Consider the following 17,491-nt stretch of genomic DNA (forward strand, 5'->3'; position numbering starts at 1 on the left):
CGCGACACCCTGGTGTCGCGCGCCCGCATTAGAAAGAAGACGAAAAGCAAGGCCTACGAGGAAGAACAATGAAATCCAGACTCGACAGATGGATGATGCTGCTCGCCATCGCGGCAGCAAGCACGGCACAAGCACAAACGCGCGTCGGAGGTAACCCGCTCGACTCCCTGCCCCAGATCAACGCGCCGAAAACCGGCCCGAACGTCACCGTGCAGGTCGCGCCCCAGGCACCGCAACTGCAGGAGCTGCTGTCGCGGCGCCTGACGCCGAAGACGTTCCAGGTCGAAGGCGTGAAGTCGGTGCCGTTCGACGAAATCTCGCGTCGCTTCACGCCCCTCGTCGGCAAGGACATCACGATCGGCGAGCTGATCGAAACCGCCAACGGCGTGACGAAGCTCTACCAGGATCGCGGCTACGCGCTGTCGTTCGCGTTCGTTCCCGCGCAGACGTTCGAGAACGGCGTCGTGCGCATCACGGTTGTCGAAGGCTACGTGTCGGACGTCAAGGTCACCGGCAAGCCCGGTGCGATGGAACCGAAGATTCGCGCGATCGCCGCGCATATCACGGCCGATCGCCCGCTTCGCCGCGCGACGTTCGAGCGCTACGTGAACACGTTCGGCCTGCTTCCCGGCCTCACGGTGAAAGCGAACGTGCCGCCGCCGCAAACCACCGATGGCGCCACGACACTCGAACTCGCGGTCGACCGCAAGCCGTTCAACGTCAGCACCGGTATCGACTTCAATCACCCGGGTGTCCAGGGCCTCATTACCGCGACCGAAAACGGCCTCACGTCGTTCGGCGAGCAACTGAGCATCTCCGCGCTGGCGCCGCCGGGACGCGACAAGCAAACCTACTTCGCATTCAGCGGTGCGGTGCCCGTCGGCAGCAGCGGCCTGATCACGCGCCTCGACGCGAGCACCTATCGCGGCAAGCCGACCGACAACCCGGGGCTGCCGTCGTATGTCCAGCGTACGGTCAAGAACGAAAAGCTCGGTCTTTCGGCATCCTATCCGATACTGTTGAACAACCAGCGCAGCCTGCTCGGCACGGTATCGGGCTATGCGGCGCACAACGAGGACAATTACCAGAACCAGATCAACGGCGCGACGCTCGACAACCGGTCGCAGGTTCGCGTGCTGCAACTGCAACTCGACTACACGAACGTCCAGCCGAAACAGGTGCGGAAGCTGAGCGTCAACGTCGCCAAGGCGTTCGACATCCTCGGCGCATCGAAATCGCAAATCGGCACGAACGGCGGCACCACGACGACCTATGCCGACCCGACATCGCTGACCTTCGTGCGCACCGGCGCGACCTTCACGCAAACCAACGAATGGCCGTTCCGGATCGGCACGTCGGTTTCGCTGACCGGGCAATACAGCCCCGACTCGCTGCCGACGTCTGAGCAGATCTCGTTCGGCTCGACGCGCTACGCGCTCGGCTACCAGCCCGGCGAAGCATCGGGCGACTCGGGATGGGGGATGTCGCTGGAGGTCAACCGCGGCTTCACGCCGGGCTGGACATACATGAAATCCGTCACGCCGTACATCGCGTATGACATGGCGCGCGTGTATCTGCACGCGGGCACGCCATCGCCGAGCCGCATGTCGTCGGTCGGCATCGGCGTGCGGTTCACCGACAGCCGTTTCTACAGTCTCGACCTGAACGTCGCGAAACCCGTCGGCGATGCGCCCGTCGAAAGCGCATCGCGCAGCCCGCGCATCAACGCAGCATTCTCGTATCAGCTCAACTGATCGTTCACCAAACAGCCCGCGTCACGCGGGCTGTTTCGATTAGAGTCCCCTCTATAAAACTTGGCGCGCGGTTTCACGTATTCTGGCGAAGCTCGCAACATGCCCGCCCCATGCAGACGGTCGTGCGGGCGCATCGAACACGACATGCAAAATCAAGGAGGATGACAATGATTCAACTGACCCGCCCGTTGCGCGCGCTGGCTGTCGCCGGCGCATTGCTCGCCTGTGCTGCCCACGCATTCGCACAAGCCGACAGCCCGATCGGCATGTGGCAGACGATCGACGACAACACGGGCAAGCCGAAAGCACTCGTGCAGATCGCCGACGAAGGCGACGGTGCGCTGTCGGGCAAGGTCGTCAAGGGCCTCGGCGCGAACGATACGCCCGATCGCCGCTGCACTGCCTGCTCGGACGAGCGCAAGGATCAGCTCATCAAGGGCATGACGATCATCAAGGCGATGAAGAAGGACGGCGATCACTGGGATGGCGGCAACATTCTCGACCCGGAAAACGGCAAGGTCTACAAGTGCAAGATGACGCTTGAAGATGGCGGCCAGAAACTCGTCGTGCGCGGTTACATCGGCGTGTCGCTGCTCGGCCGATCGCAGACCTGGGTTCGCCAGCAATAACGCGGCATGCGCTGAAACGCGCGGCTCAATGAAAAAATCGGCCTGCGACGAAGTCGTCAGGCCGATTTTCTTTGGGTGCGTGCGCAGCAGAAACCGACAGGCATCACGCCGCGTGCTTCATCGTGTCCGACGCATAACCACCCGGTGTGCGATATGCGGGTGCGGCGTTGCTACGCGCCTCCGCCGCCTTCGATTGCGTGTGCTTGCGCATTCGTGCGGACAACTCGTTGCAAAGATTCATGCCTGCGTCGCCATAGAGTTCACGCATGATATTCATCAACGTGCCCGTCTCGTGCCAGACCTTGAAGCGGCGATGGCACGTCTGATACGAAGGGTAACGGCGTGGCATGGCCGACCACGTTGCGCCGCTGTAGATCACCCATAGCACGCCGTTCAGAACGGCACGCGTATTGGCTAACGGCCGGCCGCGCAACTCGGTGCGCGGCTGCATTTCGGGCAGAAGCGGCACGACGCAGCGCCACTCGTGGTCGGTCAAATCGCGATACGGTGTCATGGACATCTCCAGCCTTGGTAACCATGACACAACGATATCGGCTCACCTCAACGATGAATATAAGACAAATCCGAAAATACCCCGAGATTCCGAGTATTTGACCGGAATTGACGTTTGAATCCCGTCAATTGCCGAAAATCGCAATCAAGTCAGCGAAGTATCGACGATGCGGCGCGGCGTTTCGAGATACTCCTTCGATTGCATCTCGGTAATTCGCGAGACAGTGCGCGTAAATTCATTGGCCATCGGGCCTTCGACGTACAACTGCTCCGCCGGCACCGCCGCGGACATCAGCAGCTTGACCTTGTGGTCGTACAGTACATCGATGAGCCAGGTGAAGCGGCGCGCCTCGGACGCCATCCGCGGCGACATCTGCGGCACCTCGGACAACACGATCGCGTGGAAGCGGCTCGCGAGTTCGAGATAGTCGTTCTGCGATCGCGGGCCGCCGCACAGCGTCGCGAAGTCGAACCATACGACGCCGTCCGCCTTGCGCAGCGCCTTCAGCTCGCGCTTCTCGATATGCAGGATCGGGCTCTCGTCGGGTACCGCGGCAAGCTGCGCGAATGCGTGGCGCAGTTCGCGATCGACGTCCGCGCCAAGCGGCGTGTGATACATCTTCACCTGCGCGAGCGTGCGCTGGCGATAATCGACGCCCGCGTCGACGTTGAGCACGTCGAGCTTGTCCTTGATCAGCGCGATCGCCGGCAGCATGCGGTCGCGATGCAACCCGTCCGGATACAGGTCGTCGGGATCGTAATTGGACGTCATCACGAACTGCACGCCGTTGTTGAACAGGCGGTCGAGCAGACGGTACAGGATCATCGCGTCGGCAATGTCCGATACATGGAACTCGTCGAAGCAGATCAGCCGGTAGCGCTTCGCGATGCGCCGAGCAAGTTCGTCGAGCGGATCGGCCTGCCCTTTCAGCTCCTCGAGCTCGCGGTGCACTTCGCGCATGAATTCGTGGAAATGCAGGCGCGTCTTGCGCTGCACGGGTGCGACCGCGTAGAAGCTATCCATCAGGAAGCTCTTGCCGCGACCGACGCCGCCCCACATGTAGACGCCGCGCGGGAGGTCCGGATGATTGATGAGCTTCTTGAACGCGTTCGAGCGGCGCGCCTTGTACTCGACCCACTCGTCGAAACAGCGCTGCAGGCGATCGACGGCCGCGCGCTGCGCGGGATCGGACTGATAGCCGCGCGTGGTCAGTTCGCGCGTGTAGTATTCGGTGACGTTCATCGGGCAAACCGGAAAGAACGAAGGCGAGCGGGAAACCCCGCCCGCCTTCGTCATGAGACGGCTGCGCCGGCCGATGGCCGGCAGGCGCTACACCGTGCTCAGCTGTTCAGCGAGCGCTTGTCGACGGCGAGCGCCGCTTCGCGCATCACTTCCGACATCGACGGGTGCGGATGGCAGATGCGGGCGATGTCTTCCGACGCCGCCTTGAATTCCATCGCCACGACGGCTTCCGCGATCAGGTCCGACGCGTTCGCGCCGATCACGTGCACGCCGAGCAGCTCGTCGGTCTTCGCGTCCGCGATCATCTTCACGAAGCCGTCCGGCGCGTTCATGCCGAGCGCGCGGCCGTTGATCGAGAACGGGAACTTGCCCGACTTGATCTCGCGGCCTTCCGCCTTCAGCTGCTGCTCCGTCTTGCCGACCCATGCGATTTCCGGGTACGTGTAGATCACCCACGGAATGCAGTTGTAGTCGATGTGCGGCTTCTGGCCGTCGATCACTTCCGCGACCAGCACGCCTTCGTCTTCCGCCTTGTGCGCGAGCATCGGGCCGCGCACCACGTCGCCGATCGCGTAGACGTTCGGCACCGCCGTGCGGCAGTGGTCGTCGACGTCGATGAAGCCGCGCTCGTTCGCCTTCAGGCCGATCGCCTCGAGGCCGAGGTTGTCGGTGTTCGGCACGCGGCCGACCGACACGATCAGGCGGTCGGCGTCGAGCGTTTGCGCGTTGCCGTCCTTGTCCGTGTAGGCGATCGACACGCCGTCCGCGGTCGTCTTCACTTCGCCGATCTTCACGCCGAGATGGATGTCGAGGCCCTGCTTCTTGAACAGCTTGGCCGCTTCCTTCGCGAGCGCTTCGTCGGCTGCGCCGAGGAATGCCGGCAGCGCTTCGAGCACCGTCACTTCAGCACCCAGGCGACGCCACACCGAGCCGAGCTCGAGGCCGATCACGCCTGCGCCGATCACGGCGAGCTTCTTCGGCACCGAGTCGAACGTCAGCGCACCTTCGTTGTCCGACACGATCTTGTTGTCGACCGGGATGCCCGGCAGGTGACGCGCCTTCGAGCCCGTCGCGATGATCACGTTCTTCGCGGTGACGACTTCGGTTTCACCCTCGCCGCTCACTTCGATCTGCACACCGGCGTCGGTCTTGCCGGCGAACTTGCCATGGCCCTTCAGCCAGGTGATCTTGTTCTTCTTGAACAGGAACTCGATACCGGACGTCATCTTCTCGACGATCGCGTCCTTGCGGCCGATCATCTTCGCGATGTCGATCTTCACGCCGTCGGCGGTGATACCGTGGTCGGCCAGGTGGTGCGACGCGTTCTCGAACTCTTCCGACGAAGCGAGCAGCGCCTTCGACGGAATGCAGCCGACGTTCAGGCACGTGCCGCCGAGCTTCAGCGCGCCGGCCGGGTTCTTCCACTTTTCGATACAGGCAACGGTCTTGCCGAGCTGTGCGGCGCGGATCGCGGCGATGTAGCCGCCGGGGCCTGCGCCGATCACGACGACGTCAAATTCCTTGGACATGACAATCCTTTCTTCTTGTGCATCCGCACGGTCGCGCGTCTGCGCGCCCGTGCGGAGCGGGTCAATGCGGTGAAACTCGGCTTACAGGTCGAGCAGCAGGCGTGCCGGATCCTCGAGCGCATCCTTCATCGCGACGAGCGACAGCACGGCTTCGCGACCGTCGATGATCCGGTGGTCGTACGACAGCGCGAGGTAGTTGATCGGGCGGATCACGATCTGGCCGTTTTCGACGACCGGACGTTCCTTCGTCGCGTGCACGCCGAGGATTGCCGACTGCGGCGGGTTGATGATCGGGGTCGACAGCATCGAGCCGAACACGCCGCCGTTCGAGATCGAGAACGTACCACCCGTCATTTCCTCGATCGACAGCTTGCCGTCCTTCGCCTTCTGGCCGAATTCGGCGATCTTCTTCTCGATGTCGGCGAGGCTCAGCTGATCCGCGTTGCGCAGGATCGGCACGACGAGGCCGCGCGGCGAGCCGACGGCGATACCGATGTCGAAGTAGCCGTGGTAGACGATGTCGTTACCGTCGATCGACGCGTTCACGAGCGGGAACTTCTTCAGCGCATGCACGGCCGCCTTCACGAAGAACGACATGAAGCCGAGCTTCACGCCATGTTCCTTCTCGAACTTGTCCTTGTACTTGTTGCGCAGCTCCATGACCGGAGCCATGTTGACTTCGTTGAACGTCGTCAGGATCGCGTTGGTCTGCTGCGATTCGAGCAGACGTTCGGCGATACGCGCACGCAGGCGCGACATCGGCACGCGCTGTTCCGGACGGTCGTTCAGCCAGGTCGTTGCCGACGCCGGCACCTTCACGTCCGGCAGCGACGGCTTCGCAGCGGCCTTGGCCGGTGCGGCGGCCGGAGCGGCCTTCGGTGCGCTGCCCGCGGCCAGCGCGTCGCCCTTCGTGACGCGGCCGTCGCGGCCCGAACCTGCGACGTCGCCTGCCGACAGGCCCTTCTCAGCCAGCAGCTTCGATGCGGCCGGCGATGCGGTGGTCGACGATGCGGCTGCGGCGACCGGCTGTGCTGCCGGTGCGGCTGCAGCAGGCGCTGCTGCCGGCTGGACTTCGGCGGCGCCCGCCGCTGCTTCGGCTGCACCTGCCTTCGCTTCGGTGTCGATCGTCGCGATCAGCTGATCGGCAACCACCGTGTCACCGTCGTTCTGCAGCACTTGCGCGAGCACGCCCGCGGCCGGTGCCGGCACTTCGAGCACGACCTTGTCGGTCTCGAGTTCGATCAGGATTTCGTCCTGCGCGACTGCTTCGCCCGGCTTCTTCTTCCACTGCAGCATGGTGGCTTCCGAAACCGACTCCGAAAGCTGGGGGACTTTGACTTCTACGATAGCCATGTGATTTTCCTGGATGCTTAATCTGGGGTGTGACGAGGTTCGTGCGATTCCTTCGGCCGAAACGGCGCGCAACGCGCCCGGCGGGCCAAAAGAGACGGGAAAGCGCAGCGCGCCTTCCCGTTTCGCTTCCGTCGGTTATTTCGCGATCGATGCGCTCTTCAGGCGGCCGAAAGCACCTTCGATCAGGGCCTTCTGCTGCTCGTAGTGCTTCGCGTAGTAGCCAACCGCCGGCGAGGCCGAAGCCGGACGGCCGCTGTATGCCAGCTTCTGCCCGTCCTTCATGCCTTCCTTCAGATGGTGCTCGACGTAGAACCAGGGACCCTGGTTCTGCGGCTCGTCCTGCACCCAGACCACTTCAGTCGCGTTCTCGTACTTCTTCATTTCCGTTTCGAACTGCTTGTGCGCGAACGGATACAGCTGCTCGATACGGATGATCGCGACGTCGTTCGCCTTCGCTTCGCGGCGATGTGCGACGAGGTCGTAATACACGCGGCCCGAGCATGCCAGCACGCGCTTGACCTTCTTCGCGTCGATGCCGCCGTCGGTTTCGCCCAGCACCGGCTGGAACGAACCCTTCGCCAGTTCCGACAGGTCCGACACGGCTTCCTTGTGACGCAGCAGCGACTTCGGCGTCGCGACGATCAGCGGCTTGCGGAACAGGCGGATCATCTGGCGACGCAGCAGGTGGAAAATCTGCGCCGGCGTCGTCGGCTGAACGACCTGCATGTTGTGATCCGCGCACAGTTGCAGGAAACGCTCGATACGGGTCGACGAGTGCTCCGGACCCTGGCCTTCGTAGCCGTGCGGCAGCAGCATCGTGAGACCCGACACGCGGCCCCACTTCACTTCGCCCGACGAGATGAACTGGTCGATCACGACCTGCGCGCCGTTGACGAAGTCGCCGAACTGCGCTTCCCACAGCACGAGCGTGTTCGGCTCGGCGGTCGAGTAACCGTATTCGAAGCCCAGCACCGCTTCTTCCGACAGCACCGAGTCGATCACCGTGAACTTCGCCTGGCCTTCGGCGATGTTCTGCAGCGGCACGTACGTGCCGTCGTTCCAGCGCTCGCGGTTCTGGTCGTGCAGCACCGCGTGACGGTGCGTGAACGTGCCGCGGCCCGAATCCTGGCCGGTCAGGCGTACCGAGTAGCCCGATGCGACGAGCGACGCGAACGCGAGGTGCTCGCCCATGCCCCAGTCGAGCGGCTGGTCGCCGCGCGCCATGTTGCGGCGGTCGTTGATCACGCGCTCGACGAGCGGGTGAACCTTGAAGTTCTCCGGAACCGTCGTGATGCGTTCGCCGAGGCGCTTCAGTTCGGCGAGCGGCACGGCCGTGTCGGCTGCATCCGTCCACTTGCGGTTCAGGAACGGCACCCAGTCGACCGCGTACTTGCTCTTGTAGTTCGACAGGACCGGGTCGACCGTGTGGTGACCGTCGTCCATCGCCTTGCGGTACGCCTTCACGAAGTTGTCGGCGTCTTCCGCGGTGATCACGCCCTGCTGCACGAGCTTCTCGGCGTACAGCGCACGGGTGCCCGGGTGCTGCGCGATCTTCTTGTACATCAGCGGCTGCGTGACGGCCGGCGTGTCCTGCTCGTTGTGACCCAGCTTGCGGAAGCAGACGATGTCGATCACGACATCCTTGTGGAACTGCATCCGGTAATCGATCGCGATCTGCGTCGCGAGGATCACGGCTTCCGGATCGTCGCCGTTCACGTGCAGCACCGGCGCCTCGATCATCTTGACCACGTCGGTACAGTACAGCGTCGAACGCGCATCGCGCGGGTCGGACGTCGTGAAGCCGATCTGGTTGTTGATGACGATGTGCAGCGTGCCGTGCGTGCCGTAACCGCGCGTCTGCGCGAGGTTCAGCGTTTCCATCACGACGCCCTGGCCCGCGAAGGCCGCGTCGCCGTGGATCTGCACCGGCAGCACCTGCAGGCCGTCTTCGTCGCCGCGACGGTCCATCCGCGCCTTCGCCGAACCTTCGACCACCGGGTTCACGATTTCGAGGTGCGACGGGTTGAACGCGAGCGACAGGTGGACCGGGCCGCCTTCCGTCGACACGTCCGACGAGAAGCCCTTGTGGTACTTCACGTCGCCGGCCGGCAGGTCGTCGACGTGCTTGCCTTCGAATTCGGCGAACAGGTCGGCCGGCATCTTGCCCAGCGTGTTGACCAGCACGTTCAGGCGGCCGCGGTGGGCCATGCCGATGATGATTTCCTGCACGCCGCGCTTGCCCGCGTGCTGGACGACTTCGTCCATCGACGCGATGAAGCTTTCGCCGCCTTCGAGCGAGAAGCGCTTCTGGCCGACGTACTTGGTGTGCAGGTAGCGCTCGAGGCCTTCAGCGGCCGTCAAGCGATTCAGGATGTGCTTCTTCTCGTCCGTCGAGAAGTTCGGCGTCGCGCGGGTCGACTCCAGACGCTCCTGCCACCAGCGCTTCTGCTCCGGATCGCTGATGTACATGTACTCGGCGCCGATCGTGCCGCAGTACGTGTCGCGCAGACCCTTGACGATGTCGCGCAGCGAAGCCTGGTCGAAACCGAAATACAGGTTGCTCGCGCTGTACGTCTGGTCGAGGTCGCCTTCGGAGAAGTCGTAGAACGCAGGTTCGAGTTCGGGAATGGCGGGACGTTCGCGACGCTTCAGCGGATCCAGATTGGCCCATTGCGAACCAAGGAAGCGATATGCGCTGATGAGGGACTGGACGTGGACTTGCTTGCGCGCCGCAGCCAGATTGGTGCCGCTTTCGCGCGGGATGAAGGCATTGGCCTTCGCTCGCTCGGCGAACGATTCGACGATCGGGAAATGCGCGACGTCATTGGCATTCGAACCGTCCGTTGCAGGCACATTCTGCAGCGCGTCGAAATACTCTCGCCAGTTCTCGGGCACTGACGCCGGATTATTGAGGTATGCATCGTACAGTTCTTCAACGTACGAAGCATTGCCGCCGAACAGATAGGAGTTCAGCTGAAACTGCTTCATTACATCTGACATTTTACGCTCACCTTTCTTCGAGCTTCTCGAGAAATAGCGGGTTACTCAACCTTCCGCGACACGGCCTGACCGTTTAGCGGATTGCGAATCAAGTCTTGCTTGGAAGGACCTAAAACTTGCGTGCGCGCAGCATATCACAGAACCGATACCAAAGTTCACGGCGAAATGTGCCTGAAAGCACCGCGTGGCGGGGTTTTGCCGGATTGCCACGCGCCCCGGTAACAGTGCTTTGCAGACAACCCGATTGCGCTCCGCGCAGATGCAAAAAAGGCTGCCCGGGGGCAGCCTTTTCCGTCATGCACGGGAACGGTCGAAACGCTTAGTCGACCGCGCCTTCGCGGCTCGCGCGGCGACGCTCGTGCTCCTTCAGGTGACGCTTGCGCAGACGGATCGACTGCGGCGTCACTTCGACCAGTTCGTCGTCGTCGATGAACTCGACCGCGTATTCCAGCGACATCTGGACCGGCGGCACGAGACGCACGGCTTCGTCGGTGCCCGACGCACGCACGTTGGTCAGCTGCTTGCCCTTGATCGGGTTCACGACGAGGTCGTTGTCGCGGCTGTGGATGCCGATGATCATGCCCTCATACAGCGCATCGCCCGGCTTCACGAACATGCGGCCGCGATCCTGCAGCTTCCACAGCGCATATGCCACGGCGGCGCCGTCGTCCTGCGAGATCAGCACGCCGTTGCGGCGCTCGAAGACCGAGCCTTCCTTGACCGGTGCGTACGAGTCGAAGATGTGGCTCATCAGGCCCGTGCCGCGCGTGAGCGTCAGGAATTCGCTCTGGAAGCCGATCAGGCCGCGCGCCGAGATCTTGTATTCCAGACGCGTGCGGCCGCGGCCGTCCGACGCCATGTCGAGCATCTCGCCCTTGCGGCGGCCGAGCTCTTCCATCACGCCGCCCTGGTGCTCGTCCTCGACGTCGACCGTCAGCAGTTCGTACGGCTCGTGCTTCGCGCCGTCGATTTCCTGCATCACGACGCGCGGACGCGACACGGCCAGCTCGTAGCCTTCGCGACGCATGTTCTCGACGAGAATCGTCAGGTGCAGTTCGCCACGCCCCGACACTTCGAACACCGTTTCGTCGCCGGTGTCCTTCACGCGCAGCGCGACGTTGTGGTTCAGTTCCTTCATCAGGCGGTCGCGGATCTGGCGGCTCGTCACGAACTTGCCTTCGCGGCCGGCGAGCGGCGACGAGTTGACGAGGAAGTTCATCGTCAGCGTCGGCTCGTCGACGGTGATCATCGGCAGCGCTTCCGGCGTATCCACCGCGCAGATCGTCGCGCCGATGCCGACGTCTTCAATGCCATTGATCAGCACGATATCGCCCGCTTCGGCCGACTCGACCTGCACGCGCTCGAGGCCCGTAAACGACAGCACCTGGTTGATCTTGCGGTTCAGCACGTCGCCTTCCGGGCCGAAGCGCATCACGACCGGCTGGCCCGGCTTGATGCGGCCGCGCGTGATGCGGCCGACGCCGATCCGGCCGACGTACGTCGAATAGTCGAGCGACGTGATCTGGAGCTGCAGCGGCGCTTCCGGATCGGCCGGGCGGACCGGCACGTGCTCGAGGACCGCCTCGAACAGCGGGCGCATGTCGCCCTCGCGCGCAGCCGGGTCGAGCGACGCATAGCCGTTCAGGCCCGATGCGTAGACGATCGGGAAGTCGAGCTGCTCTTCGGTTGCGCCAAGCTTGTCGAACAGGTCGAAGGTCTGGTTGATGACCCAGTCGATCCGCGCGCCCGGACGGTCGACCTTGTTGACGATGACGATCGGCTTCAGGCCGAGCGCGAGCGCCTTCTTCGTGACGAAGCGCGTCTGCGGCATCGGGCCCTCGACCGCGTCGACGAGCAGCAGCACCGAGTCGACCATCGACAGCACGCGCTCGACCTCGCCACCGAAGTCCGCGTGCCCCGGCGTGTCGACGATGTTGATGTGCGTGCCTTCGTATTCGACCGCGCAGTTCTTCGCGAGAATCGTGATCCCGCGCTCCTTTTCGATGTCGTTCGAGTCCATCACCCGCTCCGCAATCTGCTGGTTCTCGCGGAAGGTGCCGGACTGGCGGAGCAGTTGGTCGACGAGCGTAGTCTTGCCGTGGTCGACGTGGGCGATGATGGCGATATTGCGAAGGGCGCGGGTCATAGAAACCTGGAAATCGTTTGAACGCGCAAACGCGCCCGCTCGTTTTTCACGGGCGCGCGCATTGCAGTTTGGAAAGCATGAAATTATAGCACGTGGGCGTGTCGAGAGCTGGCGAGTACGTTGCAGCGCAACAAACCGGGCCTGCCCACCCTCCCCCGAACGCGCAAATCGACTGAAGGCGCCGCCTTCGGCAAGCCGAAAAACCTTATCGCTACAAGGGCTTCTGGCAACACAAAGCGCGCCCTTTGCCGTTCGATTAACATTTGCCGCGGCAAGCAATTGTACCTATAATGCTGCCTAGTCAACTATTGCAGTTTCAGGGTTTTATGTCGGATTCCTCTACCCCATCGCCCGTTTCGCCGCTGTCTTCGTATCAGATGAACGACAGCGTCGGTTATCTGATGTCGCGCGTGAAGTCGGTGATGACCAACCTCGTCACGCAACGCACGCAGGAAGAGCTCGGCATCACGGGCACGCAGGCGAGCATGCTGTTCATGATCGCGGTCGGCAAGTGCTCGACGGCCGCCGAACTCGCGCGCGAATACGGGATCGATGCGAGCGCGGTCACGCGCCTGCTCGACCGGGTCGAGAAACGCGGGCTGCTGTCCCGCGTCCGCAGCATCGAGGATCGGCGCGTCGTGCGCCTCGAGCTGACCGACGAAGGCCGCGCGCTTGCCGAACGGCTGCCGCCCATTTTCCGCAGCGTGCTCGACCAGGTGCTGGACGGGTTCACGCCGGAAGAAGTCGGGTTCCTGAAGAGCATGCTGCGCCGCATTCTCAGCAACTATTGCGAGACGGCCGGCGGCAGCATCGCGTAATAGTTGCCATAACAATTACTTTTGACAGATTAATGTAAGGAAATCCTTGCAGTGTCCATCATTCATTCCGAGTCAGGGGTCAGCGCGATGAAAACCTCCCCGTTGTCCGTGCGCACCGGGTCGTGCCGCGCCGCCGTCGCCGCCGCGGTCGCCGCACTCGCGCTGGCGGGCTGCGCGAACTACATCGGCATCAAGAGCGACAAGCAGATCGCCCCCGCGTCGCAATTCGAATCCGCCCAGAGCCTGCCGGCCCAGGGCGGCCAGTGGCCGGCGCTCGACTGGGCCAGCCAGTTCGGCGATCCGCAATTGCCGAAGCTGATCGACGAGGCCCTTCAGGGCAGTCCGTCGATCGCGCAGGCGCAGGCACGCATCGCGAAAGCGTCGTCGTACATCGAATCGTCGCGTTCGAACCTGCTGCCGAAGGCCGAGGCCAGCTATTCGTGGACGCGCGAGCTGTATTCGTCGAACGCGCTGTTCCCGCCGCCGTACGGTGGCCAGTGGTACAGCGAGAACAACGTGCTCGCGAGCGCGTCGTGGGAACTCGACCTGTGGGGCAAGAACCGCGAACGCCTGCACACCGCCGTGTCGCAGGAAAAGGCCGCCGAAGCCGACATGCAGCAAGCGCGCATCACGCTCGCATCGTCGGTCGCCCGCACCTATAACTCGCTCGCGCAGCTCTATGCGCTGCGCGACATCGCGCAACGCGAGATCTCCAACCGCGAGACGGTCGGCAAGATCACCGACGGCCGCGTGTCGGCCGGCCTGGATACCAACGTCGAACGCCAGACGGCCCGCGGCAACATCGCGACGACCCAGGCTTCGCTGTCGGATCTCGACGGCCAGATCACGACGGTGCGCTACCAGCTCGCCGCGCTGCTCGGCAAGGGTCCCGATCGCGGGCTGCAGATCGCGGCGCCCGTGATGAACCCCAGCGGCGCAGTCGCGCTGCCCGGCAACCTGCCGGCCGATCTCGTCTCGCGCCGCCCCGACATCGTCGCCGCGCGCTGGCAGGTCGAGGCGGCAATGCACGACGTGAAGGAAGCGAAAGCCGAGTTCTACCCCGACGTGAACCTCGCGGCCGGCTTCGGCTTCGATGCGTTCGGCTGGGGCAAATTCCTGAACTTCGCGAGCCGCCAGGCGCAGTTCGGCCCGGCGATCCACCTGCCGATCTTCGACGCCGGCGCGCTGCGCGCCCAGCTCAAGGGTCGCTATGCGGACTTCGACCTGTCGGTGGCGAACTACAACCAGACGCTGATCAACGCGCTGAACGACGTCGCAACGCAAGTCGCGTCGATCCGCTCGGTCGATCGCCAGATGGGCGACGCGCAGCGCGCACTCGACGCGTCGACGCGCGCGTACGATCTCGCCGTGATCCGCTACAAGGCCGGCCTGTCGCCGCAACTGCAGGTGCTGACCGCGGACAGCAACCGCCTCGCATCGGAGCAGACGGTGACCAACCTGAAGATGCGCCGACGCGACATGCAGCTTGCGCTGATCAAGGCGCTGGGCGGCGGGTTCGACGCGACCGGCACGCCGCTCGCCTCGCCCGACGCCGACAAGCCGACAAAACAGGCCGCCAACTGATCCGGCGCCACCACTACGCAGACACTCGAAATAACGGACGGAGAAAATCGCCATGAGCGACCCTCAACAAAACGCTGCCAGCGCACAGTCGCAGAACAACGGGAAGCGCAAACGGATGATGACGCTGCTCGTCGCGGTCATCGTGATCGCGGCCATCGCGTACGGCCTGTATTACTTCCTCGTCGCCCGCTTCCATGAAGGGACCGACGACGCCTACGTGAACGGCAACGTCGTGCAGATCACGCCGCAGGTCACCGGCACCGTGATCGCCGTGAAGGCCGACGATACGCAGACCGTCAAGGCCGGCGACCCGCTGGTCGTGCTCGACCCGGCCGATTCGCAGGTCGCGCTGCAGCAGGCGGAAGCCAACCTCGCGCAGACGGTGCGCCAGGTGCGCGGCCTGTTCGTCAACGACGACCAGTACCGCGCGCAGGTTGCGCTGCGCCAGTCCGACCTGTCGAAGGCCGACGACGATCTGCGCCGCCGCATGGCCGTTGCACAGACGGGCGCGGTGTCGCAGGAAGAAATCTCGCATGCGCGTGACGCCGTGAAGGCCGCGCAGGCGTCGCTCGACGCCGCGCAGCAGCAGCTCGCATCGAACCGCGCGCTGACCGCGAACACGACGGTCGCATCGCACCCGAACGTGCTCGCCGCGGCGTCGAAGGTTCGCGACGCCTACCTCGCGAACGCGCGTAACGTGCTGCCCGCGCCGGTCACCGGCTATGTCGCGAAGCGCTCGGTGCAGGTCGGCCAGCGCGTGTCCCCGGGCACGCCGCTGATGTCGGTGGTGCCGCTGAATGCCGTGTGGGTCGACGCGAACTTCAAGGAAGTCCAGCTCAAGCACATGCGCATCGGCCAGCCGGTCGAACTGACGGCCGACATCTACGGCTCGTCGGTCCCCTACCACGGCAAGGTCGTCGGCTTCTCGGCCGGCACCGGCTCGGCGTTCTCGCTGCTGCCGGCGCAGAATGCGACCGGCAACTGGATCAAGGTCGTGCAGCGCCTGCCGGTGCGTATCGAGCTCGACCCGAAGGATCTCGACAAGCATCCGCTGCGCATCGGCCTGTCGATGCAGGTCGACGTGGACATCAAGGACGAACGCGGCGACCAGCTCGTCAACGCGCCGAACACCGTCTACGAGACCAACGTGTTCGCGAAGTACGGCGACCAAGCCGACGCCGAAATCGCGCGCATCATCGCCGAGAACGCGGGCGGCAACGCAGCGGCCCCGGCCGCGGCGAAGTCGAACAGCGCCGCGAAGATGATGTAACCGCTCCGACTCCGGAAAAACTACCGACACATGGCACAGGCTCCTGTCTCCCACCCGCCCTTGCAGGGCGGGAAACTCGTGATCGGGACGATCGCGGTATCGCTCGCGGTGTTCATGAACGTGCTCGACACGTCCATCGCGAACGTCGCGATCCCGACCATCTCGGGCGACCTCGGCGTGTCGTCCGACCAGGGCACGTGGGTCATCACGTCGTTCGCGGTCGCGAACGCGATCTCCGTGCCGCTGACGGGCTGGCTGACCGACCGCTTCGGACAGGTTCGCCTGTTCCTCGCGTCGATCATCCTGTTCGTCATCTCGTCGTGGATGTGCGGGCTCGCGCCGAGCCTGCCGTTCCTGCTCGCGTCGCGCGTCCTCCAGGGTGCGGTCGCGGGGCCGATGATTCCGCTGTCGCAATCGCTGCTGCTGTCGAGTTACCCACGCGCGAAAGCGCCGATGGCGCTCGCGCTGTGGTCGATGACGACCCTGATCGCGCCGGTCGCGGGCCCGATCCTCGGCGGCTGGATCTCGGACAACTACTCGTGGCCGTGGATCTTCTACGTGAATATCCCCGTCGGCATCGCCGCCGCACTCGCCACGTGGTCGATCTATCGCACGCGCGAATCGACGGTGCGCCGCGCGCCGATCGACGGCGTCGGCCTTGCGCTGCTCGTGCTGTGGGTCGGCTCGCTGCAGGTCATGCTCGACAAGGGCAAGGATCTGGACTGGTTCGCGTCGACGACGATCGTCGCGCTCGCGCTGATCGCGATCATCTCGTTCGCGTTCTTCGTGATCTGGGAACTGACCGCCGAACACCCCGTCGTCGACCTGTCGCTGTTCCGCCGGCGCAACTTCACGGGCGGCACGATCGCGCTGGCTGTCGGTTACGGGCTCTACTTCGGCAACCTCGTGCTGCTGCCGCTGTGGCTGCAGACCCAGATCGGCTACACGGCAACCGACGCCGGTCTCGTGATGGCGCCGGTCGGGCTGTTCGCGATCCTGCTGTCGCCGCTGACCGGCAAGTTCCTGCCGCGCACCGACCCGCGCTACATCGCGACCGCCGCGTTTCTGATATTCGCGCTGTGCTTCTGGATGCGATCGGGGTACACGACGGGCGTCGACGAGTGGTCGCTCACGCTGCCGACGCTCGTGCAGGGTGTCGCGATGGCCGGCTTCTTCATTCCGCTCGTGTCGATCACGCTGTCCGGCCTCCCCGGTCATCGCATCCCGGCGGCGTCCGGTCTGTCGAACTTCGTGCGGATCATGTGCGGCGGTATCGGCACGTCGATCTTCCAGACTGCGTGGGATCATCGCAACAACTTCCACCACGCACAGCTGGTCGAGCAGGCCAACGTGTACAACCCGACGTTCAACCAGGCCGTCACGCAAATGGGCAGTCTCGGGCTGACGCAAGACCAGGCGCACGGCCTCATCAACAACCTGGCCACGCAGCAGGCCGCGCAGCTCGGCGTGAACGACCTGTTCTACATCTCGGCGGCGATCTTCGTGCTGCTGATTGCGCTGATCTGGATCACGAAGCCCGAACGCGCGGGCGGCGGCGATGCCGGCGCAGCGGCATCGGCGGCGCACTGAGCGTCACCGCGCACCAAACAAAAAAGCCCGGTCGAAATCGACCGGGCTTTTTTTGCTCCGAC

General features: G+C 64.1%; 12 protein-coding genes. 6 read left to right on the forward strand and 6 right to left on the reverse strand.

The window, feature by feature from the left end:
• Window positions 1-68 precede the first annotated feature (68 nt).
• Both ACTRWB_RS20655 and ACTRWB_RS20660 read left to right on the forward strand, forming a co-directional pair.
• Window positions 69-1,754, forward strand: a complete 1,686-nt coding sequence (locus ACTRWB_RS20655; protein ID WP_129514410.1) for a ShlB/FhaC/HecB family hemolysin secretion/activation protein — start codon at window positions 69-71, stop codon at window positions 1,752-1,754.
• 167 nt (window positions 1,755-1,921) lie between these two features.
• Window positions 1,922-2,383 (forward strand): DUF2147 domain-containing protein, encoded by a 462-nt coding sequence (locus ACTRWB_RS20660; RefSeq protein ID WP_129514409.1) that lies wholly within the window; start codon window positions 1,922-1,924, stop codon window positions 2,381-2,383.
• A gap of 103 nt (window positions 2,384-2,486) precedes the next feature.
• Here the strand turns inward: ACTRWB_RS20660 and ACTRWB_RS20665 are convergent, their stop codons facing one another.
• The 6 genes from ACTRWB_RS20665 to typA all read right to left on the reverse strand — a co-directional run bounded on the left by ACTRWB_RS20665 (window position 2,487) and on the right by typA (window position 12,167).
• Window positions 2,487-2,897 carry a transposase gene (locus ACTRWB_RS20665; protein WP_193098231.1) on the reverse strand — a complete coding sequence of 137 codons (411 nt, stop codon included), beginning with the start codon at window positions 2,895-2,897 and terminating at the stop codon, window positions 2,487-2,489.
• Window positions 2,898-3,041: 144 nt separating this feature from the next.
• Complete coding sequence (gene zapE / locus ACTRWB_RS20670; RefSeq protein WP_193098230.1) at window positions 3,042-4,139, reverse strand: cell division protein ZapE; 1,098 nt, start codon at window positions 4,137-4,139, stop codon at window positions 3,042-3,044.
• A 98-nt stretch (window positions 4,140-4,237) separates the two neighbouring features.
• Complete coding sequence (gene lpdA, locus ACTRWB_RS20675) at window positions 4,238-5,668, reverse strand: dihydrolipoyl dehydrogenase (RefSeq protein ID WP_193098229.1); 1,431 nt, start codon at window positions 5,666-5,668, stop codon at window positions 4,238-4,240.
• 81 nt (window positions 5,669-5,749) lie between these two features.
• On the reverse strand, window positions 5,750-7,021 hold the full coding sequence (gene odhB / locus ACTRWB_RS20680; protein WP_048244020.1) for a 2-oxoglutarate dehydrogenase complex dihydrolipoyllysine-residue succinyltransferase: 1,272 nt from the start codon (window positions 7,019-7,021) through the stop codon (window positions 5,750-5,752).
• 135 nt (window positions 7,022-7,156) lie between these two features.
• Window positions 7,157-10,021: a 2-oxoglutarate dehydrogenase E1 component gene (locus tag ACTRWB_RS20685; RefSeq protein WP_129514405.1), complete on the reverse strand. Its 2,865-nt coding sequence runs from the start codon at window positions 10,019-10,021 to the stop codon at window positions 7,157-7,159.
• Between the two features lie 319 nt (window positions 10,022-10,340).
• Window positions 10,341-12,167, reverse strand: a complete 1,827-nt coding sequence (gene typA / locus ACTRWB_RS20690) for a translational GTPase TypA (RefSeq protein ID WP_048244023.1) — start codon at window positions 12,165-12,167, stop codon at window positions 10,341-10,343.
• A 326-nt stretch (window positions 12,168-12,493) separates the two neighbouring features.
• Between typA and ACTRWB_RS20695 the strand changes: the two genes are divergently transcribed.
• The 4 genes from ACTRWB_RS20695 (at window position 12,494) to ACTRWB_RS20710 (ending at window position 17,429) form a co-directional block, all read left to right on the forward strand.
• Window positions 12,494-12,985: a MarR family winged helix-turn-helix transcriptional regulator gene (locus tag ACTRWB_RS20695; protein WP_129514403.1), complete on the forward strand. Its 492-nt coding sequence runs from the start codon at window positions 12,494-12,496 to the stop codon at window positions 12,983-12,985.
• An 87-nt stretch (window positions 12,986-13,072) separates the two neighbouring features.
• Window positions 13,073-14,569, forward strand: a complete 1,497-nt coding sequence (locus ACTRWB_RS20700; protein ID WP_129514402.1) for an efflux transporter outer membrane subunit — start codon at window positions 13,073-13,075, stop codon at window positions 14,567-14,569.
• A gap of 52 nt (window positions 14,570-14,621) precedes the next feature.
• Window positions 14,622-15,839 (forward strand): HlyD family secretion protein, encoded by a 1,218-nt coding sequence (locus tag ACTRWB_RS20705; RefSeq protein ID WP_419687140.1) that lies wholly within the window; start codon window positions 14,622-14,624, stop codon window positions 15,837-15,839.
• Window positions 15,840-15,869: 30 nt separating this feature from the next.
• A complete protein-coding gene (locus ACTRWB_RS20710) occupies window positions 15,870-17,429 on the forward strand; it encodes a DHA2 family efflux MFS transporter permease subunit (RefSeq protein WP_129514400.1) in 1,560 nt (519 codons plus the stop codon).
• Window positions 17,430-17,491 lie beyond the last annotated feature (62 nt).

The organism is Burkholderia sp. YIM B11467 (assembly GCF_052952715.1).